20 protein-coding genes are annotated in these 23,605 nt (G+C 70.2%); 5 read left to right on the top strand and 15 right to left on the bottom strand.

Features of this window, described 5'->3' with window-relative positions:
* Nucleotides 1-79: 79 nt before the first annotated feature.
* Nucleotides 80-1,552: an NAD-dependent succinate-semialdehyde dehydrogenase gene (locus ASE56_RS07080; RefSeq protein WP_056226708.1), complete on the top strand. Its 1,473-nt coding sequence runs from the start codon at nt 80-82 to the stop codon at nt 1,550-1,552.
* A 306-nt stretch (nt 1,553-1,858) separates the two neighbouring features.
* On the opposite strand, the gene ASE56_RS07085 is transcribed toward ASE56_RS07080, so the two are convergent.
* A complete protein-coding gene (locus ASE56_RS07085; RefSeq protein WP_056226709.1) occupies nt 1,859-3,298 on the bottom strand; it encodes an XRE family transcriptional regulator in 1,440 nt (479 codons plus the stop codon).
* Nucleotides 3,299-3,415: 117 nt separating this feature from the next.
* Between ASE56_RS07085 and ASE56_RS07090 the strand changes: the two genes are divergently transcribed.
* Nucleotides 3,416-5,308 (top strand): phosphoenolpyruvate carboxykinase (GTP), encoded by a 1,893-nt coding sequence (locus ASE56_RS07090; protein ID WP_056226711.1) that lies wholly within the window; start codon nt 3,416-3,418, stop codon nt 5,306-5,308.
* Nucleotides 5,309-5,408: 100 nt separating this feature from the next.
* Here the strand turns inward: ASE56_RS07090 and ASE56_RS07095 are convergent, their stop codons facing one another.
* Nucleotides 5,409-5,864, bottom strand: a complete 456-nt coding sequence (locus ASE56_RS07095) for a hypothetical protein (RefSeq protein WP_056226713.1) — start codon at nt 5,862-5,864, stop codon at nt 5,409-5,411.
* A gap of 171 nt (nt 5,865-6,035) precedes the next feature.
* Here ASE56_RS07095 and ASE56_RS07100 point away from each other — a divergent pair, with 171 nt between their 5' ends.
* Together ASE56_RS07100 and ASE56_RS07105 are read left to right on the top strand one after the other, a co-directional pair.
* Nucleotides 6,036-6,800 carry an ABC transporter ATP-binding protein gene (locus ASE56_RS07100; RefSeq protein ID WP_056228358.1) on the top strand — a complete coding sequence of 255 codons (765 nt, stop codon included), beginning with the start codon at nt 6,036-6,038 and terminating at the stop codon, nt 6,798-6,800.
* A complete protein-coding gene (locus ASE56_RS07105; protein ID WP_056226715.1) occupies nt 6,797-8,260 on the top strand; it encodes an ABC transporter permease in 1,464 nt (487 codons plus the stop codon). Before ASE56_RS07100 ends, ASE56_RS07105 begins: the two co-directional genes overlap by 4 nt.
* Nucleotides 8,261-8,274: 14 nt before the next feature.
* On the opposite strand, the gene ASE56_RS07110 is transcribed toward ASE56_RS07105, so the two are convergent.
* The 9 genes from ASE56_RS07110 to ASE56_RS07150 form a co-directional block, all read right to left on the bottom strand.
* Nucleotides 8,275-10,152 carry an ABC transporter ATP-binding protein gene (locus ASE56_RS07110; RefSeq protein ID WP_056226717.1) on the bottom strand — a complete coding sequence of 626 codons (1,878 nt, stop codon included), beginning with the start codon at nt 10,150-10,152 and terminating at the stop codon, nt 8,275-8,277.
* A gap of 243 nt (nt 10,153-10,395) precedes the next feature.
* A complete protein-coding gene (locus ASE56_RS07115) occupies nt 10,396-11,847 on the bottom strand; it encodes an MFS transporter (protein ID WP_056226719.1) in 1,452 nt (483 codons plus the stop codon).
* A 179-nt stretch (nt 11,848-12,026) separates the two neighbouring features.
* The gene (locus ASE56_RS07120; protein ID WP_056226721.1) at nt 12,027-12,380 is read right to left on the bottom strand and encodes a hypothetical protein; all 354 of its coding nucleotides are present in this window, start codon (nt 12,378-12,380) and stop codon (nt 12,027-12,029) included.
* Nucleotides 12,381-12,611: 231 nt separating this feature from the next.
* On the bottom strand, nt 12,612-13,085 hold the full coding sequence (gene ribH / locus ASE56_RS07125) for a 6,7-dimethyl-8-ribityllumazine synthase (RefSeq protein ID WP_056226723.1): 474 nt from the start codon (nt 13,083-13,085) through the stop codon (nt 12,612-12,614).
* A complete protein-coding gene (locus ASE56_RS07130) occupies nt 13,085-14,353 on the bottom strand; it encodes a bifunctional 3,4-dihydroxy-2-butanone-4-phosphate synthase/GTP cyclohydrolase II (protein ID WP_056226726.1) in 1,269 nt (422 codons plus the stop codon). Before ASE56_RS07130 ends, ribH begins: the two co-directional genes overlap by 1 nt.
* Nucleotides 14,350-15,006, bottom strand: coding sequence for a riboflavin synthase (locus tag ASE56_RS07135; protein ID WP_056226728.1), 657 nt, complete (start codon nt 15,004-15,006; stop codon nt 14,350-14,352). The genes ASE56_RS07130 and ASE56_RS07135 overlap by 4 nt, the downstream gene beginning before the upstream one ends.
* Nucleotides 15,006-16,079: a bifunctional diaminohydroxyphosphoribosylaminopyrimidine deaminase/5-amino-6-(5-phosphoribosylamino)uracil reductase RibD gene (gene ribD, locus ASE56_RS07140; protein ID WP_056226730.1), complete on the bottom strand. Its 1,074-nt coding sequence runs from the start codon at nt 16,077-16,079 to the stop codon at nt 15,006-15,008. Before ribD ends, ASE56_RS07135 begins: the two co-directional genes overlap by 1 nt.
* Nucleotides 16,080-16,410: 331 nt before the next feature.
* A complete protein-coding gene (locus ASE56_RS07145) occupies nt 16,411-17,271 on the bottom strand; it encodes an Fpg/Nei family DNA glycosylase (RefSeq protein WP_056226731.1) in 861 nt (286 codons plus the stop codon).
* A 46-nt stretch (nt 17,272-17,317) separates the two neighbouring features.
* On the bottom strand, nt 17,318-17,881 hold the full coding sequence (locus ASE56_RS07150) for a GNAT family N-acetyltransferase (RefSeq protein ID WP_056226734.1): 564 nt from the start codon (nt 17,879-17,881) through the stop codon (nt 17,318-17,320).
* 710 nt (nt 17,882-18,591) lie between these two features.
* Here ASE56_RS07150 and ASE56_RS17710 point away from each other — a divergent pair.
* Complete coding sequence (locus ASE56_RS17710; protein WP_235556944.1) at nt 18,592-18,864, top strand: DUF559 domain-containing protein; 273 nt, start codon at nt 18,592-18,594, stop codon at nt 18,862-18,864.
* 173 nt (nt 18,865-19,037) lie between these two features.
* On the opposite strand, the gene trpS is transcribed toward ASE56_RS17710, so the two are convergent.
* From trpS to ASE56_RS07175, 4 genes are all read right to left on the bottom strand, one after another.
* Nucleotides 19,038-20,042: a tryptophan--tRNA ligase gene (gene trpS / locus ASE56_RS07160; protein WP_082450344.1), complete on the bottom strand. Its 1,005-nt coding sequence runs from the start codon at nt 20,040-20,042 to the stop codon at nt 19,038-19,040.
* A 229-nt stretch (nt 20,043-20,271) separates the two neighbouring features.
* Complete coding sequence (locus tag ASE56_RS07165) at nt 20,272-21,120, bottom strand: exodeoxyribonuclease III (protein WP_056226738.1); 849 nt, start codon at nt 21,118-21,120, stop codon at nt 20,272-20,274.
* 175 nt (nt 21,121-21,295) lie between these two features.
* Nucleotides 21,296-22,495, bottom strand: coding sequence for a YihY/virulence factor BrkB family protein (locus tag ASE56_RS07170; RefSeq protein WP_081349632.1), 1,200 nt, complete (start codon nt 22,493-22,495; stop codon nt 21,296-21,298).
* A gap of 226 nt (nt 22,496-22,721) precedes the next feature.
* The gene (locus ASE56_RS07175; protein ID WP_056226742.1) at nt 22,722-23,507 is read right to left on the bottom strand and encodes a succinate dehydrogenase iron-sulfur subunit; all 786 of its coding nucleotides are present in this window, start codon (nt 23,505-23,507) and stop codon (nt 22,722-22,724) included.
* Nucleotides 23,508-23,605: the final 98 nt, after the last annotated feature.

Here is a 23,605-nt window from a genome sequence, read left to right on the forward strand (position 1 = left end):
TGTACGCCACGTATATCGGCGCACCCCCGTGTGCTGACGAGAATGGGCGGGACACCCCCGCATCGATCCAGGAGGATTCATGACCGATTCGCGCGAGAGCGAGCTGCTGGCATCCGTACCCACCGGCCTGCTGATCAACGGGGAGTGGCGCCCCGCCACGGGCGGTGCGACCGTCGCCGTCAACGACCCCTCCACCGGTGAGGTCATCCACCAGATCGCCGACGCGACCGTCGACGACGGCATCGCGGCGATGGATGCCGCGGCCGACGCCTTCCCGTCGTGGGCCGCGACCCCCTCGCGCGAGCGCGCCGAGATCCTCCGCCGCGCGTTCGACCTGCTGCAGGAGCGCAAGGAGGACATCGCTCTGCTGATGACCCTCGAGATGGGCAAGCCCCTCGCCGAGGCTCGCGGAGAGGTCGGCTACGGCGGGGAGTTCCTGCGCTGGTTCAGCGAGGTCACCGCGCACACCCAGGGGCGCTACGGCGCCAACCCCGAGGGCACCGGTCGCATGATCGTCTCGCAGCACCCCGTGGGCCCGTGCTACCTCATCACCCCGTGGAACTTCCCCCTCGCGATGGCCACCCGCAAGATCGCCCCCGCGCTCGCCGCCGGCTGCACGGTCGTCATCAAGCCGGCCACGCTCACGCCGCTGACGACCCTGTTCTTCGCGCAGATCCTGCAAGACGCGGGGCTCCCCGCCGGTGTCGTGAACGTCGTGACCACCACGAACACCGGCCCCGTGTCGGAGCGCATCATCTCCGACCCGCGCCTGCGCAAGCTCTCGTTCACCGGATCCACGCCGGTCGGCGTGAAGCTGCTGCAGCAGGCGGCCCCCGGCGTGCTCCGCACCTCGATGGAGCTCGGCGGAAACGCGCCCTTCGTCGTCTTCGAGGACGCCGATCTCGACAAGGCGGTCGAGGGCGCGATGCTCGCCAAGTTCCGCAACATCGGGCAGGCCTGCACCGCGGCCAACCGCTTCATCGTGCAGCGCAGCGTCGTCGAGGAGTTCACCCGCCGGGTCACCGAGCGCGTGCAGGGCATGAAGATCGGTCGCGGCACCGAGGAGGACGTGCAGATCGGACCCCTCATCGACGACCGCGCGGTCGACAAGGCCAAGACCCTCGTGGGCGACGCCGTCGAGCGTGGCGCGAAGGTCACCGTGGGCGGCTCGCCCATCGACGGCCCCGGCACCTTCTTCGAGCCCACTGTCGTGGCCGACGTGCAGCCGGGCAGCGACATCCTCCGCGAGGAGATCTTCGGACCCGTTCTCGCGATCATCCCCTTCGACGACGAGGACGACGCCGTGCGCCTCGCCAACGACACCGAGTACGGCCTCGTCTCGTACGTCTTCACCGAGTCGCTCGCGCGCGGTCAGCGCATGATCGACAAGCTCGAGACCGGAATGATGGGCCTCAACGTCGGCGTCGTCTCGAACGCCGCGGCCCCCTTCGGCGGGTGGAAGCAGTCGGGCCTCGGCCGCGAGGGCGGCGACGAGGGCATCCACGAGTACCTGCAGACCAAGTACACGCTGACGGCCAACCCTTACGCCTGATCGGGCAGGACCAGACACCGGATGCCACGACCCCGGCGCCCCGCGAGGGCCCCGGGGTCGTGGCATCCGCGCAGTCGCCCGTGCACAACTCCTGCACATCCGTCGGTTCGGCCCCCGTTCGGCTCTATCCCGTCAGCCCTGCAGGAGGTGTGCTGCGGGTTCGCCGCGTTGTTCGGGTTCGCCGGGGCGCCGGCATCCAGGCGTCTCGGCGGTCACCCGTGCACAACTCCTGCAATGCCTTCCGTTCGCGCCTCTCTCGGCTGCGATCCGGCGGATCCTGCAGGAGTTGTGCCGCCTCCGCCGGCGTCAGCCGTCCGCGTGGCGGTCGAGGAACGCGAAGACCTCCGCGTCGTCGACGCCGGGGAACATGCCGCGGGGGAGCGGCGAGAACATGTACTGGTGCACGCGGGCGCTCGGCCAGGCCTTGCCCGACCAGCGCTCCGCGGCTTCGGTGTCGGGGCGGCGGCAGCACGACTCGTCGGGGCAGTGCGAGACGCCCCGCTTCGTGGTCTCGCGTCCGCGGAACCACCGGGCGTCGTCGAACGGCACGCCCACGGTGATCGAGAAGTCGCCGTTCGAGGTCGTTCCCGTCTGGCTCGAGCACCAGTAGGTTCCGGCGGGAGTGTCGGTGTACTGGTAGTGCTCGGTGGTGCGGTTGTGCTCGTCGAAGGCGGACCGCGCCGAGAACTTCTTGCACACGATCTGCCCTTCCACCGAGCCGGTGACGTCGGTGGGCAGGGGGAGGTCGTCGTTCTCGTAGACGCGCGAGATCGCACCGTCGCCGTCGACGCGCATGAAGTGCAGGCGGATGCCGAGGTGCACGGTCATCAGGTTCGTCATGCGCATGGCGGCTGCTTCGTGGGTCACCCCGAACGCGTCGCGGAAGTCCTCGACGGCGAGGTTGCGGTCCTTCTTCGCCTGTGTGAGGAAGGCGACCGAGCTCGTCTCGGGCATGAGGCAGCAGGCGGCGTAGTAGTTGATCTCGAGGCGCTGCTGCAGGAAGTCGGCGTAGTCGGTGGGCGGGCGGTGTCCGAGCAGACGGTGCGCCATCGCTTGCAGAGCCATCGACCGCAGGCCGTGGCCGCCCGGGATCGACGCGGGAGGCAGGTAGATGCGCCCGTTCTCGAGATCGGTGACCGAGCGCGCCGAGTGCGGCAGGTCGCTGACGTAGATGAGTTCGAAGCCCAGCTGTTCCGCCATGATGCTCACCGTGCGGTGGGTGAGGGCGCCGGTCGAGTGCCCCGCGGCCTTGAGCTGTTTCTCGGCGAGACGTTCGATCTCGGGCAGGTGGTTCGACATCTCCCGCATGCGCAGGCGCAGCTCCGTGTTGGCGCGGCGGGCTTCTTCGGGGCTCGCGATCGTCTCGCGCTCGCGCCGTTGCAGTTCGCGGTGCAGTCCCAGCACGGCCTCGATCGTGTCGTCGCTCGTTCCCTTGGTCACTTTGACGGGAGGGATGCCGAGCTGCCGGAAGAACGGACTGGTCTGGGCCCGCTCGAGCTCGATCTCGAGGGCCGCCCGGCGGTTCGGGGGCTCCCGTGAGAGGAGCTCGGTGACCTCGGTCTCGGTGGCCCGCGCGATCTCCTGCAGGAGGGAGAGCTTCGGTTCGCGTTTGCCGTTCTCGATGAGGCTCAGCTGGCTGCCGGCGACGCCGACCATCGCACCGAGCTCGTCGAGGGTGTAGCCGCGCGCGAGTCGGTGGTGCCGGATGCGGTGCCCGAGGGTCGTGAGTTCGAACGACGATGCCATTCCTTGACCATATCGAAAGATCGTGGATTCTTACGGGCAAAGTTCTCGGAAAGAAGTCGCTCGCGCGCCCAACATGGAGGAAGACCACCGATTTCGCTCTCAACCGAGGAGAACGACATGGCACTCGCCGACATCTTCAACTCCACCCCGCGCACCGCCGCGCCCGTCACCCGTGCGGGCCGCGTGGCTCGCGCCGGCCACGGGGAACGCCCCGCCGTCGAAGGCCCCGGCCTCGCCGCCCTCACCGCGTGGGTCGACCAGGTCGCCGCCCTCACCCAGCCCGACCGCATCCACTGGGTCGACGGCTCGGCCGCCGAGAACGACGCCCTGCTGCGCGAGATGGTCGACGAGGGCAAGCTCATCAAGCTCAACCCCGAGTGGCGTCCCGGTTCGTACCTCGCCCGCTCGCACCCCGGCGACGTCGCGCGCCTCGAGTCGCGCACGTACATCGCCTCGAACCGCGAAGAAGACGCCGGTCCCACGAACAACTGGATCGCCCCCGCCGAGATCCGCGAGACCCTGGACGGCGTCTTCGAGGGCTCGATGCGCGGTCGCACCATGTACGTCGTGCCGTTCTCGATGGGCGCGGTCGGCGGGCCCCTGAGCCACATCGGCGTGCAGATCACCGACAGCGCCTACGCCGTGGCATCCATCGGCGTGATGACCCGCGTGGGCACCTCGGTCACGCAGCAGATCGCAGGCGGTGCGCCGTGGGTCAAGACGGTCCACTCGGTCGGTGCGCCCCTCGCCCCGGGCGAGCAGGATGTCGCGTGGCCCTGCAACGACGAGAAGTACATCGTCCACTTCCCCGACACCCTCGAGGTCTGGTCGTTCGGCTCGGGCTACGGCGGCAACGCGATCCTCGCGAAGAAGTGCTTCGCCCTGCGCATCGCCTCGGTCATCGGCCGTGACGAGGGCTGGCTCGCCGAGCACATGCTGCTCATCCGCGTCATCGACCCGAAGGGCAAGGCGTACCACGTCGCCGCCGCGTTCCCCTCGGCCTGCGGCAAGACGAACCTCGCGATGCTCCGCCCGACGATCCCCGGCTGGCGCGTCGAGACGCTCGGCGACGACATCACGTGGATCCGCCCGGGTGAAGACGGACGCCTGTGGGCCATCAACCCCGAGGCCGGCTTCTTCGGCGTCGCACCCGGCACCGGCGAGTCGACGAACGTCACCGCGATCGAGACGCTCTGGGGCAACACGATCTTCACCAACGTCGCGCTCCGCCCCGACGGCGACGTGTGGTGGGAGGGCCTGACAGACGAGGCGCCCCCGCACCTCATCGACTGGGAGGGCAACGCCTGGACGCCCGCGTCGGGCCGCCCCGCCGCGCACCCCAACTCGCGCTTCACGGTCGGCGCCGCCCAGTGCCCGCAGATCGCCGAGGACTGGGAGGCCCCCGAGGGCGTCCCCCTCGACGTCATCCTGTTCGGCGGTCGTCGCGCCACCAACGTGCCGCTGGTCGTCGAGGCGACCGACTGGTCGCACGGCGTGTTCATCGGCTCGACGGTCTCGAGCGAGAAGACCGCCGCCCAGGAGGGCACCGTCGGAGAGCTGCGCCGCGACCCGTTCGCGATGCTGCCCTTCTGCGGGTACAACATGGGCGACTACTTCGGCCACTGGCTGAAGGTCGGCCAGAAGCTCCGCTTCGACCGCGCTCCGCGCATCTTCCAGGTCAACTGGTTCCGCAAGGGTGACGACGGCCGGTTCCTCTGGCCCGGCTTCGGCGACAACGCCCGCGTGATCGACTGGATCATCCGCCGCGTCGACGGACAGGTGGATGCTGTGGACAGCCCGATCGGCCGCCTGCCCAAGCTCGACGACCTCGAGCTGTCGGGTCTCGACCTGCCCGCCGCCGACCTCGAGGAATTGTTCTCGATCGATCGCGCGTCGTGGCTCGCCGAGGCCGACCTGACCGAGGAGTTCTACGACACCTTCGGTTCGCACCTGCCGGCCGCCCTGCGCGCCGAGCTCGCCGCGCTGCGCTACCGCCTGCAGCGCTCCTGAGACCGGCTCGCCCTCCGCACCGTTTCGTGCGGACAGGGCGAGCCCTCGAATCGACGCCCCTCCCGTTCTTGGCGCGCGGGAGGGGCGTCGGTGTTTCCGCTCAGGATGCCGCCGGCGATTTCTCCTTCTCGCCGGGGCTGTTCGGCGTCCAGCCGTACCAGCCGTCGGTCGTGGCGATCACCGACCACGCCCCGCACGCGAACACTCGGTCCTTCGCGTAGACGTCGGGGGCGTCATCGATGTGCACGGTCGGAGCCGACTGACGCTCCATCTCGAGGCAGGTGGCCGGATCGAGCGCGGAGCCGCTCCGCGCGATCGCTGCGGCGACCTCGCCGTCGCGCTTGGTCTTCAGAACGATCTCGGTCGCGTCGGCGGGCAGCCAGGGCACGGTCGTCGCGGACTGCGCGACGACCTCGGCCGTATCGCGGAACTCCGTGGTGACCTCTTGAGAGAAGGCTTCTTGGATGCCGGTGCATCCCGCCAACGCGAGGGTGAGGCTCCCGCCCGCGGCGACGGCGAGCGCGAGGAGGAGGGGAGACGAGCGGTGCGATGTCATGGGTCGATCGTGACCGAGTGGGGATCGCGGGGGCGTCGTCCGCGGGGATGACCCCCGTCCGTCTCGAGACGCATTTCACCCCGCCGCTGGTGCAGCGTCATCCCCGGGATGTACGACGAGACGACGTCAGGCCGATGCCGCCGGTCGGGAGTGATTCGTAGCGTCGGGTTCATGCAGCAGAACTCTTTCGACACCGCGCCGATGGCCGCGCGGGTGCAGAACCTCACGAAGACCTTCGGTGCCGGCGAATCGCGGGTCCACGCTCTCGACGACGTGACGATCGGCCTGCGACGCGGCGAGTTCACCGCGATCATGGGGCCGTCCGGTTCGGGCAAGTCCACCCTCATGCACGTCATGGCGGGGTTGGATGCCGCGACCTCGGGCCGCGCGTTCATCGGCGATACCGAGATCACGGGCCTCAGCGACCTCGACCTCACGGTGCTGCGTCGGTCGCGCGTGGGGTTCGTCTTCCAGTCGTTCAACCTCGTGCCCACGCTCGACGTGCTCGGCAACATCACCCTGCCGTTCGAGCTGGCCGGTCGGTCGCCCTCTGCCGAGGCCCGACGCCGCATCGACGCGCTGGTCGAGTCGATGGGGCTTGGTGGCCGCCTGCGTCACCGTCCGCATGAGCTCTCGGGTGGCCAGCAGCAGCGGGTCGCCATCGCCCGAGCCCTGGCGACGCAGCCCGACCTGATCTTCGCCGACGAGCCGACCGGCAACCTCGACTCGCGCACCGGCCGCGAGGTGCTCGCGTTGCTCGCTGCGGCGAGTCGGGAGCACGGGCAGTCGATCGCGATGGTGACGCACGACCCGATGGCCGCCTCGCACGCCGACCGCGTGATCTTCCTCGGCGACGGCCGCGTCGTGGCCGACACTCCGCGCCAGAGCGCCGAGGCCATCTCGGCATACATGCTGTCGTCGGAGGTCGGGGCGTGAGCGCCGTCGTCGAGCGGCCGGTGCGCGCGTCGCGCCCCCGCCGCCGGACGCGCTCCCTGCCGCGTGCGGAGCGCGGTCTCGGCGCCTCGGTGCTGGTCGCCGCGATCTCGAGCGGCTTCGGCACGTTGCTCATCGCCGCGACGGGGTTCATCGGCGCGTGGCTGCTGGCGGCGCCGTATCTCGCGGGTCGCGAGAGCGTCGTGGTGGTCGTGGCGATCCTCAGCGCACTGCTGGTGGGGGTGGCGATGTTCGTCGCGGCGATCGTCACCACCACCACGTTCGCGACCATCGTCGCGGGGCGCACCCGGCAGATCGCCCTGATGCGCCTGATCGGGGCGTCGGCGCGGTCGGAGCGGGTGCGGGTCGCGCGAAAAGGTCTCGTGGTGGGGGCCATCGGAGCGGCCGTGGGCCTGATCGGCGGCGCCGCGGGCGCTGCTGCACTGCTGCCGGTGGCGCGCACCGTGTGGGGGATCGACGTCGAGTACGCGCTCCTGCAGCCGGTGCTCGTCGCGCCCGCGGTCATCGTGACCCTCACGACGTGGGCCGCCGCCTGGGCCGGCTCGCGCCGGGTTCTCGAGGTGACGCCGCTCGAGGCGATCTCGGGCGCGACCGAGCGCAATCGGAGCGAGGCCGTCGGTGGTCGTGCCCGCCGCATCGTCGCGGGGATCCTTTTCCTCGGCGGCTCCCTCGTCCTGGCGGCCGGTGTGGCTCTGGGCCTGCTGTCACCGCTCGGTGTGGTCGTCGCGTTCGTGGGCGGCATCTTCTCGTTCACGGGACTGAGCCTGGGCGCGACGGTGATCATGCCACCCCTGCTGCGGGTGACCGGACGCCTCTTCGGCCGATCGGCCGAGGCGCGCCTCGCGGCAGAGAACGCCCTGCGCTATCCCGAAAGATCGAGCCGCATGGCGATCGGCGTCGTGATGGGCGTGACGCTCGTGACGATGTTCGCGGTGGCGTCGCAGTCGGCTCGCGAGGTGCTCATCAGCTCGGGCGGGGGTGAACCGCCGGAGGAACTGCTGTCGCTCATGGACACCTTCGCCGCGATCATGATGTCGCTCGTGGCCGTGTCGGCCGTGATCGCCGCTGTCGGCCTGGTGAACCTGCTGACCCTCGGGGTGATCCAGCGCCGTCGGGAGCTCGGCCTCCTGCGCACGCTCGGCTTCGCCGCCCCGCAGATCCGACGCATGGTGCTGCTCGAGGCCGCACACCTCACCGTGACGTCGGTGGCCCTCGGGCTCGTGCTCGGCGTGGTCTACGGCTGGGCGGGAGCGCAGTCGCTGCTCGGTTCGGTCGGCGTCCCGCCGGAGTTCTCGTCACCGACGTTCGTGCTGCCCGCGATCCCGTGGGCGACCGTGGGCATCGTCGCGGTGGCGACGGCACTGCTCACCGCCGTCGCCGCCGTCGCGCCCACGCGCCTGGCCACCGCGGTGTCGCCGATCGATGCTCTCGCGGGCGACTGACCCGCGGTCGCGGCTCAGACCAACAGCTGGTGCTTCGCGAGGTCGCGATAGAGCGGGGTGGATGCCACAAGCTCGCTGTGCGTGCCCCGACCCACGACCCGGCCCTTGTCGAGCACCACGATGAGGTCGCTGTCGACGACCGTCGACAGGCGGTGCGCGATGACGAGCAGGGTGCGGTCGGTGGCGACGGCGTCAATCGCCTCGCGCATGCGCTGCTCGTTCACGCCGTCGAGCGACGAGGTCGATTCGTCGAGCAGCAGCACCGGGGGAGCGGCCAGCAGCGCGCGGGCGATCGCGAGGCGCTGGCGTTCTCCGCCCGAGAGCATGACGCCGTCTTCGCCCACGGGAGCGTCGACGCCGAGCGGGCTGCGCTCGAGCACATCGGCGAGGTTGACCGCGCGCAGCACCCGCTCGCAGTCGGCGTCGGATGCCGCGGGCGAGGCGAGTCGCAGGTTGTCGGCGATCGTGCCGGCCAGGGTCGGCGCGTCCTGCTCGACGTAGCCGAAGCGCGCGCGCAGGTCGCCGCGGGAGAGGTCGCGGGCGTCGACGCCGTCGACGAGGATCGCTCCCTCCGTCGGGTCGTAGAACCGCTCGATGAGCGCGAGGATCGTGCTCTTGCCCGCACCTGAGGGCCCGACGAGCGCGACGCGCGATCCGCGCGGCACCTCGAACGACACCCCGCGCAGCACGTCGCGGTCGTCGTCGACCTCGGCGACCGTCTCGTCGGCCGCCCGCTCGAGGTGCGCCTGCTCCAACACGGACCGGGCCTCGGCAGCGGCGGCCTCGCGCGCCTTCACGACGTCGTCGGGGTAGTGGAAGTGCACGTCGCGGAACGCGAGGGCCGCGGCATCCGGAACCGCCGCAGGCGACGACGGACGGTCGGCGTCGTCTTCGAGGGGGAGGTCGAGCACCTCTTGAATGCGCCCCAGCGCCCCCAGCGCCTGGTTGACCGAGGTGATCGCGCCGATCGCCGAGGCCAGAGGCTGCACGAGCAGGAAGAGGAAGATCACGAACGTGACGAGCGCGGCGACGTCGATGGCGCCGGATGCCACGCGGTACCCGCCGACACCGAGAACGACGAGCAGCGACACCTGCAGCGCGACGAAGGCGATCGGCACGATCAGCGCCGACACCCGCGCGATGCGCACGCCCGCGGCGTACGCGGCCGTGGCGTTCTCGGTCACCGCCGCGATCTCGCGCTCGGTCGCGCCCGACGCGCGGATCGTGCGGATGGAGCCGACCGCGCGCTCGACGCCCGACGACAGCTCGCCGACCTTGGCCTGCTGATCGGCGGATGCCGAGCGGATCCGCGTGCTCAGCAGCACGACCACCGCGAGCGAGGCGCCGACGACCACGATGATGAGCCCGAGCAGCAGCGGATCGATGACGGCCATCGCGATGACCGCGCCGACGAGGATGAGGGCGTTGCCCACGGCATCCGCGAAGCCCTGGGTGAGCACCGCGTACAGCAGGGTCGTGTCGGTTCCCACGCGCGAGACGAGATCGCCCGTGCGACGCGCGTCGAACTCGCTGATCGGCAGGCGCAGGATGCGCGAGATGAGTCGCCGCCGGCTCGAGAAGACCACGGCGGTGCCGGTGCGCTGCAGCAGGTAGTGCTGGAAGCCCGAGATGACCGACGACAGCACGACGAAAGCCACCAGCAGCCACACCAGGGCGCCGAGGGGGACGCTGCTCTGCACGCGCGAGATGACCTCGCCGACGAGCAGCGGCTGCGCGAGCGTGGCGGCGGCGCCGAGCACGCTGAGCATGGCGACGACGACGAGCGTCCGCTTGTGCTCGAGCAGGAAGGGGACCAGCTGACGGAACGACGCGCGCGGGCCTTCGGGCGCGCGGCGGCCGCGCCGACCACGCGCGGGAGCGGAAAACGACATGCTCACCTCGGGAAAGGAATGGGGTGCTTCGACCGTACCCCGCCCCACCGACACCCCCGGTCGGTCCCCTCGATGGCGTGCGAAACTCCCGAGAGAATGGCCGCACGCCTGTCGATCCGGGACCGCAACGCCGCGAACGCTCAGGTTGTCCGGAATCCGGCCCGCCACCCGACCGCCCGCGGCACGAACGACGGATGCCACGAGGCCTGGGCCCCGTGGCATCCGGTGTCGAGAGCGAACCCGTTACGGCGCGGTCGCTCCCGCGGCGAGGTTGTCGTCGTAGTCGACGTCCTTCGTCTCGGGCGAGAGCACGAGTGCGACGAGGGTCAGCACGCCCATCGCCGAGAGGTACACGCCCACGAGCCACGGGTTGCCGCCACCGGCCGCCCACAGCGCGACAGCGACGATCGGGGCGAGGGCCGCGCCGAGGATCGACGACACGTTGTACGAGATCGCCGACCCCGTGTAGCGCACGTTGGTCGGGAAGAGCTCCGGCAGCACCGCGCCCATCGGCCCGAAGGTCGCGCCCATGAGCATGAAGCCGAGGATGAGGAACGACTGCACCAGGATGCGCGTGAACGCCGGGTCGGCGTGCGGCACCAGGAAGAACGAGAACGTCAGACCGAACACGATGATCGCGGCCGTGACGCCGATGAGCAGGCGCTTACGGCCGATCCGGTCGGCGATCGGGCCCGACAGCATCGTGAAGATGCCGAAGAACACCACGCCGATGATCTGCATGATCACGAAGTCGGTGTAGCCGTAGCCCAGGCCCGGCACGAACTCGGCCGCGTTGAACGCCGTCCCCGCCTTCTCGGCGGCGGCCTGAGCCCCCTCGAGGGTGGGCTTGATGCCGTACGAGAGCGTGAAGCTCGTCATGAGGTAGAAGAGCACGTACGTCGCCAGCATGATGAACGTGCCGAGGATGAGCTGCTTCCAGTTGCGACGCACGGCCTCGCCGAGCGGGAACTTCTTGATGGCGCCGGTCTTCTCGGCCTTCGCGAACGATTCGCTCTCGACCAGTCGCAGGCGCACCCAGAGTCCGACGATCACCATGACCGCCGAGAACAGGAACGGCACGCGCCAGCCCCACGCGAGGAACTCGGCCGAGCGCTGCGCGGTGCCGTCGGGGTGGGGGAGGGCGAAGTTGATGAACAGGAAGACGCCGTTGGCGATGATGAAGCCGATGGGGGCACCCAGCTGCGGGAAGGTTCCGAACAGGGCGCGCTTGCCCTTCGGGGCGTTCTCGGTGGCGACGAGCGCCGCGCCCGACCACTCGCCTCCCAGTGCGAAGCCCTGTGCGAGACGCATGACCAGCAGCAGGACCGCAGCCCAGACGCCGATCTCGTTGAAGGTGGGCAGGCAGCCGATGAGGAAGGTCGCCACACCCATGGTGAGAAGGGATGCCACGAGGGTGGCCTTGCGGCCGAAGCGGTCGCCGAAGTGGCCGAAGACGATGGCGCCCAGCGGGCGCGCGATCATGGCGGCGCCGAAGACGCTGAACGACAGCAGCAGCGATGTGGTCTCGTTGCCGGTCGGGAAGAACAGGATCGGGAAGACGAGGACCGCAGCCGTGGCGTACGCGTAGAAGTCGTAGAACTCGATCGTGGTGCCGATCAGGCTCGCGGTGATGACGCGCGAACGGGGGTTCGCGGGGGCCGCAGCGGATCGGGTGGAGGGGGAGGAGGTGGTCATGACTGCCTGACGAGAAGGTCGATCAATCGCGTCCGGGGTGGGGCGCAGCGGTGGCGCGCCGCGATCACGGGGGTGTGTGTGAGCGGGCGCGCGAGGGAGCACCGGAAACGTCTCCGAGTGGGGGGCGTTAGACCCTCCAGTCTATGCGCGTGCTGAGTGGATGCCGACGAGCGGCGTCGTCAGTGCCAGATCACCGCGAGACCGGCGTTGAGCAAAGCCAGGATGCCGATCGGCCAGAAGATCGCCGGCGACAGCGACCCGTTGCGCTTCTGTCGGGCCGAACCGATGCCCAGCAGTGCGCCGATGACGAGCAGGACAACGAGCTTGATGCCGATCTTGGCGTAGTTGAGCTCATGATCGAGGCCCCACGGCGCTGAGAGCGCCAGGCCCGTGACCAGGGAGATGAGGAGGGCGTAGTTCATCAACGAGGTGACGCGCGCCCGGCGGCTGACCGCCTCGACGACCCACGCGCCGAAGAGGATGGCGAAGCCGACGAGGTGGACGAGGACGACGACGCTGCGCAGGATCTCCATACCCGACAGGGTAGGGACGCGGTGCGTCACCCGCCAGGAAGGGGGGCCTCACCGCGCGCGCTTCCTGGCCCGCGCGCACGGCCCCGGACCCGCGAGCGGCCCTGAGGCTGTCGAAGGGCGCGCCCCGACGCGCGGACCTCGGTGGCGTCGACGGGCTCAGCCCCCTGCACCCCTCGGACGAGAACGGGCCCGGCGACCGCAGAGGTCACCGGGCCCGTCAGGAACGACGCGTCAGCCGCGCAGCTCCCGCAGAACGAGGGCGGTGCGGATCGCGGCATCCGCGGCCTCTTCGCCCTTGTCCTCCTTGGAGCCTTCGAGCCCCGCACGGTCGAGGCCCTGCTGCTCGTCGTCCAGCGTCAGCACGCCGAAGCCGACCGGCTTGCCGGCGTCGAGGGCCACGCGGGTCAGACCGTCGGTGGCCGCCGACGAGACGAACTCGAAGTGCGGCGTGCCGCCCCGGATGATCACGCCCAGGGCCACCACGGCATCCGCTCCGCCCTCGAATGCCGCGCTGGCGGCGACGGGGAGCTCGAACGAGCCGGGCACGCGCACGACGCGGTAGGTCGCACCGGTCGCGTCGAGCACGCGCTTCGCGCCCGCGATCAGACCGTTCGTGATGACCTCGTGCCACGTTCCCGCGACCACGACGACGTTCAGGCCCGACGCGTCGACGCCGCCGGTCTCGGGTGCTCCACTGCCGGCCATCAGGCGCTCTCTTCCTTCATGTGCGCGAGGGCATCGCGCAGGTCGTCCTCGGCGATGATGTGACCCATCCGGTCGCGCTTCGTCTCGAGGTACTGGTGGTTGTTCGGGCCGACGCCCACGAGCAGCGGAACCTGCTCGACGACATCGAGACCGAAGCCGCGCAGCTGCGCGACCTTGTCGGTGTTGTTCGTCAGCAGCCGCACCTTCTCGACGCCGAGGTCGGTCAGGATGCCGGCGGCGGCGGCGTAATCGCGCGCGTCGGCGGGCAGGCCGAGGGCGAGGTTGGCGTCGACGGTGTCCATGCCGCGCTCCTGCAGGTTGTAGGCGCGCAGCTTGTTGATGAGGCCGATGCCGCGACCCTCGTGACCGCGCATGTAGATCACGATGCCGCCGTCGCGGTCGATCGTGTCGAGAGCCGCCTCGAGCTGCGGCCCGCACTCGCACTTCAGCGAACCGAACGCCTCGCCCGTCAGGCACTCCGAGTGCACGCGCACGAGGGGCGCCGTCTCGGTGAGGTCGCCCGAGACCACCGCCAGGTGGTCGGTGCCGGTGATGCGGTCCTTATAGGCGAGGAAGCGGAAGGTGCCGTGCGAGGTGGGGACGTTCGACTCGGCGCGCAGGCTCACGCGGCGGCGGGCGGGCGCGGTGGCGGGCAGCGGGTCGGTCTCGTTGAGGTGACCGATGAGCTGTTCGATCGTGATGACCGGGATGCCGTCGCGCTCGCCGAGCTCGAACAGTCCGGGCAGGCGCATCATGCTGCCGTCCTCGGCGACGACCTCGGCGATCGCACCGACGGGCTCGAGCCCCGCGAGGCGCATGAGATCGACGGCGGCCTCCGTGTGCCCCGCGCGCTCGCGCACGCCGCCGTCCACCGCGCGCAGAGGGAGCACGTGTCCGGGGCGGATCAGGCTCGACGGCTCGGAGTCGGGTGCAGCGAGCACGTTGAGGGTGCGCGCGCGGTCGGCGGCACTGATCCCGGTGGTGACTCCGGATGCCGCGTCCACGCTGACCGTGTACGCGGTGCCGCGGGCGTCCTGGTTGACCTCGACCATGGGCGGCAGGTCGAGACGGTCGGCCCACTCGGCGGGCATGGGGGCGCAGACGTAACCGCTGGACCAGCGGACGGTCCAGGCGAGCCACTCGGGGGTCGCGAGCTGCGCCGAGATGATGACGTCGCCCTCGTTCTCGCGGTTCTCGTCGTCGGCGACCAGGATCGGCCGCCCCTGACGCAGGGCTTCCAGGGCCTCGGGGATGGTGGACAGGCTCATCGGGAGCCCCTCTCGGTCTGTGCGGCGGTCGCCGCGGGATTCTCTGTCGTGCGGAAGGCGAGCATGCGCTGGACATGACGGGCCAGGATGTCGGTTTCGAGGTTCACGGGCGTGCCGGCTTCGGCGCGGCCGAGTGTCGTGGCCTCGAGGGTTTCGGGGATGAGCGAGACCTCCAGCCACGGCTCGGGCTCGGAGGCTTCGCTCACGGCGCTCACGGTGAGCGAGACGCCGTCGATCGCGATTGACCCCTTGTCGACCACGAGGGGGGCGAGGGGGGACGGGATGCCGACGCGCACGACGCTCCACTGCGCTCCAGGCCGTACCTCGCGCACGACACCGGTGCCGTCGATGTGGCCCTGCACGATGTGCCCGCCCAGGCGGCCGTGCGCGGCGGTCGCGCGCTCGAGGTTGACCGCGCGGCCCGGGGCGACGTCGGCGAGCGTCGACATGTCGAGGGTCTGCTTCATCACGTCGGCGGTGAACCAGTCGTCGCCCTGATCGACGACGGTGAGGCACACACCGCTCACCGAGATCGAGTCGCCGTGGCCGGCGTCCGACACCGACAGGGGGGCGCGCAGCGTCAGGCGCACGCCGTCGCCCGAGGGCTCGACGGCCGTGACGGCCCCGATCTCTTCGACGATTCCGGTGAACATCAGGCGTCTCCTTCGTTCTCGCCCGCGGTCGCGGGCACAGTCTCGGTGCTTTCGGGTGCGGTCTCGGCTGGGCGGGCGACGATCAGCAGGTCGTCGCCGAGGGAGGTGACGGATGCCACCGCCAGGCGCTTCGCCGCGTCGATGCTCGGCACGCCGACGTCTCCGAGTGCGAGGCGCGAACCGCCGAGCAACACGGGCGCGATGTAGACGAGCAGCTCGTCGGCGAGGCCTTCGCGCACGAAGGCGCTCGCGAGGGTCGGCCCGCCCTCTACGAACACGCGCTGCACGCCCTGCTCGGCGAGATCGGCGAGCACCGCGCGCAGGTCGCGCGTCGAGCAGAACAGGGGGTCGCGCGGGTGGCGGCGCACCGCGGCATCCGGAGCCGTTTCGCTCTCGCCGATGATGACCGGCATCGGCTGGTCCTCGAGCAGCGTCCCGTCATCCGCTCGCGCGGTCAGCGCCGGATCATCGGAACGGACGGTGCCGGTGCCGGCGACGATCGCGTCCGCCTGCGCGCGGCGCGCGTGCACGTCGCGGCGGGCGTCGGGTCCGGTGATCCATTGGCTCGTGCCGTCATCGGCCGCGGCGCGACCGTCGAGGCTCTGCGCCCACTTCACGATGACGTGCGGGCGGCCGCTGCGTTGCAGGTGCGTCCAGTCGGCGACGAGCGCCTCGGCGGCATCCGCCTCGGGTCCCGCCTCGACGTCGACCCCGGCTGCGCGCAGGCGGTCGGCTCCACCGGCCGCCGCGTCGGTGGGGTCGTCGAGCGCGTAGACCACGCGGGCGATGCCCGCCTCGATGAGCGCGACAGCGCACGGGCCGGTGCGACCGGTGTGATTGCACGGCTCCAGGGTCACCACGGCAGTGGCGCCTTGTGCGGCACCGGGGGCGAGCTTCGACAGCGCGTCGACCTCGGCGTGGGCGGTGCCCGCGCCGCGATGGAATCCCTCGGCGACAACCTCACCCGCAGGCGACAGGATCACGGCGCCCACCTGGGGGTTGAGCCCGCGCGGGCCGCGCCGGGCGAGCTGCAGAGCTCGCCGCATGGCGTCGATCTCGACGGCGGATGCCATTTCCTTGTCCTTCCCGCGGAGTCGGGGCAGGGCCAGCGGGAAGGCGTGTCGCGCCGTCCGTGCTGCCTCCTATCCGGACTAGCGAGGGCTCACCCTCGCATCACCGTCGGTCCCGGAATTCCACCGGATCGGCCCCACCGCGTGAGCGGAGGGGTTCGCGGACTGTCACCGCCGGTTCGGATTCTCACCGACCCCGGAGCACGTTTTTGCACTTCTGATCCTACTCAACGTGCCTCTCGCGGTTTCATTCCCGGTCATACGGCGACGTTTCGTGGTCGCTCTCTCCGGCCCCCGCGGCGCTGCGTCTCGCACCCCGCGTCTCGCGATGCGGTCACTTGAGCAGTCGCGACAGTCGACGGTCGGCGAGCAGCTTGCCGCCGGTCTGGCAGGTGGGGCAGTACTCGAGGGAGTTGTCGGCGAAGAACACGCTGCGAACCTCGTCGCCGCACACCGGGCACGCCTCGCCGCGGCGTCCGTGCACGCGCATGCCGCGACGCTTGGCGTCCTTCAACTCGGCCGGGGGCTTGCCTGCCGCGTCGATCGCCTCGGCCAGCGTCGTCGTCATCGCGCTGTAGAGATGGTCGACCTCGGCCTCCGACAGGTTCGCGGCCAGGGCGTACGGCGACATCTTGGCCGCGTGCAGGATCTCGTCGGAATAGGCGTTGCCGACCCCCGCGACGATCGACTGATCGCGCAGCACGCCCTTGATCTGCGTGCGACGGCCCTCGAGCAGCGAGCCGAACGTCGCCCGGTCGAAGCCCTCGCTCAGCGGATCGGGACCCAGCCGTGCGATGCCCGGCACCTCGGCGGGGGAGCGCACGGCGTACACGGCGAGCGACTTCTTCGTGCCGGCCTCGGTGAGGTCGAAACCCGAGCCATCGTCGAAGCCCACGCGCAGCGCGATCGGCGTCTTGCCCGGCTTGACGATCGTCGTGGGCAGGGCGTCGTACCAGCGCAGCCACCCCGCCTTGGCGAGATGGAACACGAGATGGATGCCGGCGTCGGACGCCACGTCGACGAACTTGCCGTGGCGATCGACGCCCGTGATGCGCGCGCCGACGAGGGCCGTCAACGGCGGGTCGTACGTCTTGAGCGCGTTGATCGCCGACACGGTGGCCTTGTCGACGCGCAGCCCCGTCACCCGCCCGCGCAGGTATTCGACGAGCCCCTCGACCTCTGGCATCTCCGGCATGCGCCCATCGTGCCACCGACCTCCGACATCGGCACGGGGCCTTGCGTCAGGGTTCGAGCACCCGCCAGGGCTGGGGCGCGCGGTCGTCGTCGCGCAGCAGCCCTCCGACCCAGAGGTCGGAACGACCGAGGGAGTTCACGTGCGCGTGCCGCAGAAGCCCCTCGTAGCGGAATCCCAGCGCCTGCGCGACGCGTGCCGAGCCGGCGTTGCCGACGACCGCGCGCCACTCGATGCGCTCTATCGCCGGACGCTCGAGCGCGAAGCCCCAGTCGACGACCGCGCGCGCGGCCTCGGTCGCCAGCCCCCGCCCACGCGCGCTCGGCGACACCCAGTAGCCGTTCTCGGGACCGCCCGAGGGCAGCTTCGCCAGGCCCACCATGCCGACGAGTCGCCCCTCGAGGCGGATCGCCCAGGTCGCCTCCGACCCCTCGGCCCACCACCCGCGCGTCAGCTCGACGAAGGTCTCCGCGTCCTCGGGGAGGTACGGCGCCGGTACCGTCGTGAACCTCTGGATCGCGGCATCCTGGCATTCCACGTGGATCGCCGCGACGTCGTTCTCGCGCGGCGCCGACAGCTCGAGGCGGGCGGTGCGCAGGATCTTCGGTTCCATCCGGCCACGCTACCGGGGGGTGTTCATGGCATAGCTCCTGCAGATCGGCCGCTGAGGGCCATACCGCTTCTGCGGGGACCGGATCTGCAGGAGTTGTGTCGCGCGCTCCGTACGACTTATCCCCAGATGTCTGCCTGGGCCGTTCCGGCCCGTCGCGAGACGGAATTCTCGGACGCATGTCCCTCGCCTCCGCCTCCTATCGCGACCTCCGTGCCAGAGGCCTGACCCGTGCCGAGATCGCCCGCGCGATCGACGACGGTCGGCTTCTTCGTCCGCGTCGCGACGCCTACCTGCCGGCCGAGTGTCCACGAGACGTGCTGCGCGCGGTGGAGTACGGAGGCCGTCTCGACTGCCTCTCCCTCCTCCGAGAGCGAGGCGTTTTCGCCCACGACGCTCAGCGGCTGCACGTGCAATTCGATCGGGAGGCCAGTCGTCTGCCACACCGGGGCCCGGACCTCCGCGCGCATTGGCGATCGAGCTCCGCGGCACCGCGAGAGGTACATGCGCCGCTCCCAGAGGCACTCGTACAGTCCGCCCAGTGTCAGCCGCCGCGGAGCCTTGTGGCTTCGCTGGACAGCGCGTGGAACTCCGGTCTGATCGGGGAGCGCGAGGTGGCGGATGTCTTCAGTCGGCTGCCGCGCAGATTCCGATCGCTCCAGCGGCTCGTCGACCCCACAGCAGAATCCGGGCCTGAAACGATCGTGCGGCTCATGCTCCGCAGCCTTGGTCTGAGGTGGGAGACCCAGGTCCGAATTCCCCTCGTCGGTCGCGTCGACTTCGTCGTGGAGAGGTGGCTCATCATCGAATGCGACAGCAAGGCCCACCACTCCTCTTGGGACGCCCAGCGTGAGGACCGCCGGCGCGATCGAGCCGCTGCCGCGGCAGGCTACGCGACTCTCCGCCTCCTCGCGGAGGAGATCCTGTACCAACCGGACATGGTGCGGGCGGCGATCGCGGGCCTCGCGTCCCGTCATCGGCGGTGATCCGGGGAGCCCGTTGTCGCGCGCACAACTCCTGCACATCGTGGCTTCAAGCGGGCGAAGGGTGTGGGTGAGGCGGGATCTGCAGGAGTTGTGCCGCGCGCGTCGAGCCCCCCCCCGAAACGGCAACGCCCGCACGACTCGGAGAGTCGTGCGGGCGGTGGACAGACGCAGGATCAGCCGCGGCGGAGCAGACCGATGCGGTCGTACACGTCGGTGAGGGTCTTCTCGGCGACGGATGCCGCCTTGCCGGCGTTCACGGCCAGCACGCGGTCGAGCTCGGCGGGGTCGTCGAGCAGTTCCATGGCCCGCGCGCGCACCGGCTCGAACTCGTTCACGACGACCTCGGCGAGGCCCTTCTTGAAGTCGCCGTACCCGCGGCCGGCGTACTCGTCTTCGATCGAGGTGATCTCGCGGCCGGTGAGGGCCGAGTAGATGACCAGCAGGTTCGAGACGCCCGGCTTCGCCTCGCGGTCGAAGCGCACTGACCCCTCGGAGTCGGTCATGGCGCGCATGATCTTCTTCGCGCTGACCTTGGGATCGTCGAGAAGCCACAGCACGCCCGCGTCGGACTCGGCCGACTTCGACATCTTGGCCGTGGGGTTCTGCAGGTCGTAGATGCGGGCGGTCTCGCGCTGGATCACGGGCTTGGGGACCGTGAAGGTCTCGCCGAAGCGCTGGTTGAAGCGCTCGGCAAGGTCGCGGGTGAGCTCGATGTGCTGCTTCTGGTCGTCGCCGACGGGCACGACATCGGTCTGGTACAGCAGGATGTCGGCGGCCATCAGCACCGGGTAGGTGAAGAGTCCGACGTTGGTGGCGTCCGTCCCGTAGCGGGCCGACTTGTCCTTGAACTGCGTCATGCGCCCGGCCTCGCCGAAGCCCGTGAGGGTCGACAGCACCCACTGCAGCTCGGCGTGCGCGGGCACGTGCGACTGCACGTACAGCGTCGAGCGCGAGGGCTCGATGCCGGCGGCGATGTACTGGGCGGCGGTGCGGCGGGTCTTCTCGCGGCGCTCGGCGGGGTCGCCCGGCTGCGTCAGGGCGTGCAGGTCGACGACCGAGAAGAAGGCGTCGTACTGGTCCTGGAGGTCGCGCCACTGCAGGAGAGCCCCGATGTAGTTGCCGATCTGAAGGCTGTCGGCGGAGGGCTGCATTCCGGAGTAGAGGCGCTCGGTGGTCACCGTACGATCCTAGGCGGCGTGCGCGGGACGTTCCTGCCGTCGAAGCGGTTTCCTGGATGCCGACACCCGGCCCGCCGGGCGATCTGGGACACCGCCCTCGGCGCAGGACGACCCGGATGCCGGTGTCGCGGGCCTGACGCGCCCCGGGCCGGACACCCCGACGCTCCGGGCCGGACACCCGCGCGCCCCGGGCCGCGGGCGCCCCGCGTCCTCGGGGAAGCCCTCGGTGTCAGCGCCCGAGCGTGTAGTCGACGATCACGGGGGAGTGGTCGCTCCACCGGGTGTCGTACGACGGGGCGCGGTCGACCCGGTACGACGTCACGCGCTCGCCCAGGGCGGGCGTGGCGACGTGGTAGTCGATTCGCCAGCCGCTGTCGGTGTCGAACGCCTTTCCGCGCATCGACCAGAACGTGTACGGACCGTCGACCTCGCCCATGGCGCGGCGGCCGACGTCGATCCAGCCGAGGCCCGTGCCGGTGGAGCCGTCGACGCCCTCGACCTGCTCGCCCGCGGGGCCGAAGAAGCGGTCGAAGTACGCACGCTCGCGCGGGAGGAACCCGGCGTTCTTGCGGTTGCCGCGCCAGTTCTTGATGTCGAGCTCGCGGTGACCCACGTTGAGGTCGCCGGTCACGAGGGCCAGCTCGCGCTCGGTCTTCAGCTCGGCGAGGCGACGCTCCATCGCGTCGAGGAAGAGCCACTTCGCGTCTTGCTTGGGGGTGTCGACCTCGCCGCTGTGCACGTAGGCGCTGACGATGGTGATGGTCTCGCCATCGATGTCGAAGTCGGTCTCGATCCAGCGGCCCGACGCGTCGAGCGGCTCGGGGCCGAGGTGCGTGCGGGTCTCGACGCCGGGCAGACGGCTGATGATGGCGACTCCCGCCCGCCCCTTCGCGAGAGCTTCGTCGTTGACGATCTCCCACCCCGGCAGGGCCTCGGCGAGCTGGTCGGCGGTGGCCCGCACCTCTTGCAGAGTGACGATGTCGGCGCCCGAGGCGTCGAGCCACTCGACCATGCCCTTGCGGACGGCGGCACGGATGCCATTGACGTTGACGGAGACGATACGCACGGAACGAGCCACCCGACGAGCCTATCGACGACCTCCGACATCGGGCCCGCCGAGGGGGGCCTGCAGAGCGAACGCCACCGAGAGAGGGCCGCTGGGGGAGGGCCTACCGAGGGAGCACCCGCCGAGAGAGACCATCGACAGGCGGCCGGCCGAGACAGCGCGTCCACCAACGGCGCCTGCCGCCGGATCAGTCCGGAATGAGGGACACCCGACGCGGTGCCGGGACGTCGGCCCGCGCCCGTGCCAGCTGCTTCTCCGCCGTGTTCAGTCTGCGCTTGGCCCGCCACCGCCACGGCCAGTGCGAGAGAGCAAGTTCCTTCTGCGCCTCGCGCACCCCCACCTGGGCGGCGATGACGAGGGCGGCCTGTTCCATCGCGAGTCGGTCCTCGGGAGAACGGAGCGGCACGTCGCGGTCTCCCGCGGCGACGGCGATCCAGGCGGCCGAGACGAGGATCACGATGCCGATGAAGCGGAACCACAGCAGGAATCCGATCAGCACGGTGAAGGTGGCCAGCAGCGGGTTCGAGGGCGTGTAGACGAAGAGGAAGCCCGCGGCGACCTGCAGCACCACCATCCCGGTCGCGCCGACGAGCGCCCCCGGCCAGGCGCGGCGCCAGGTGAGGGTCGTGCCGGTGAGGAACCGGAAGAGCGATGCGAGCGCGACGGTGTTCACGCCGAAGGCCACGACGAGCGACACGATCCGTGCGCCGATCGACCAGCCGAGGGTCTCTCGATCCCACCCGATCAGTCCGAACACGAGATCGACGGCGCCGGTGGTGATCGAGCCGAGCAGTGCGCCCACGAGCAGGGCGATGCCGAAGAGGATCGACGCGACCAGGTCGCGGGCTTTCAGCAGCACGTAGTTGCGCAGGTCGAAGGGCAGTCCGAACGTGTCGCGCACGGCGCGGCGGGTGAAGGTGACGAAGCCGATCGCCGTCCACACGACCACGACGACGGCCACGATGCCCGTGATGGTGAGCAGTCGACCGCTCTCCTGGGCGACGGCTTCGACTTGCTCGCGTTTGACCAGCCCGTTCTCGCTGATGATCCCGGGGATGTAGCTGTTGACGATGTGGATGAGCCCGTCGATCGCCGTCTTGCTTCCGCCCAGCCAGATCCCGACCCCGGCGAACGCGAGGTACAGCGCCGAGAACACGGCGAAGAGCGCCTGGTAGCTCATGCCGGCGGCGAGCAGGAAGCCGTTGTGGCGTAGAAAGTGCCGCCAGACGCGGATCGGGAACCACTCCGCGATTTTCGCGGCACGCGCGATGGGTTCGTCCAACCGCTCGCGCACGGCCGTCTGCGCCGCCTCGAGACGTTCCCGTAGCGAGCTGTCGTCGTCGCGCACCGCGGGCAGCGGCCGCGGGTCGTGGCGGTGATCGGTCACCGGAAAAGCCTAATGAATGGATGCCGCGGCCCCGGCCGTTCCGTGGAGCCACGGCATCCGGCCCCTTTCTACCCGCGCGTGGGTCGCCGGAGAATGTCGCCTCGGCCATGCCCGAAGCGACGGGATCTCGGCGACTTGCGCGCGCAACGTGGGCGGAAACGCCGAACGGCGGGGCGCCGACCCCATGAGACGAGCTCAGGGACCGGGCGCACCCGCCGTTCGCNGGTTAGCGACCGCCGCGCAGGACGGCCTGCTTGACCTCGGCGATGGCCTTGGTGACCTCGATGCCGCGGGGGCACGCCTCGGTGCAGTTGAAGGTGGTGCGGCAGCGCCACACGCCCTCTTTGTCGTTGAGGATGTCGAGGCGCACATCGCCCGCGTCGTCGCGCGAGTCGAAGATGAAGCGGTGCGCGTTGACGATCGCGGCGGGGCCGAAGTACTGACCGTCGGTCCAGAACACGGGGCACGACGAGGTGCACGCGGCGCACAGGATGCACTTGGTGGTGTCGTCGAAGACCTCGCGGTCGACGATCGACTGCACGCGCTCCTTGCCGGCCTCGGGCTTCGAGTTCGAGATGAGGAAGGGCTGAACCTCGCGGTAGGAGGCGAAGAACGGCTCCATGTCGACGATGAGGTCCTTCTCGAGGGGCAGACCCTTGATGGCCTCGACGTAGATCGGCTGCGAGATGTCGAGATCCTTGATCAGCGTCTTGCAGGCGAGGCGGTTGCGGCCGTTGATGCGCATGGCATCCGATCCGCAGATGCCGTGCGCGCAGGAGCGGCGGAACGACAGCGAGCCGTCGGTCTCCCACTTGATCTTGTGCAGCGCGTCGAGCACGCGGTCGGTGGAGTAGAGCTCCACGTCGTAATCGACCCAACGCGGCTCGTCGTCGACCTCGGGGTCGAAGCGGCGGATGTTGAAGGTGACCAGGAACGACTGGATCCCGGTGTCTTCGGGGGTCTCCGCGACCTCGTCCGAGGTGTCGACCTGTTCGATGACGGTGGATGCCATCTCAGTACTTCCTCTCCAGCGGCGGGTAGCGCAGCTCCCCGGCCTCGTTCTTGGTGAACACCACGGGCTTCCAGCCGAGTTCGATGTGATCGGCGGGG

Source organism: Microbacterium sp. Leaf203 (assembly GCF_001421275.1).
Taxonomy (GTDB): domain Bacteria; phylum Actinomycetota; class Actinomycetes; order Actinomycetales; family Microbacteriaceae; genus Microbacterium; species Microbacterium testaceum_A.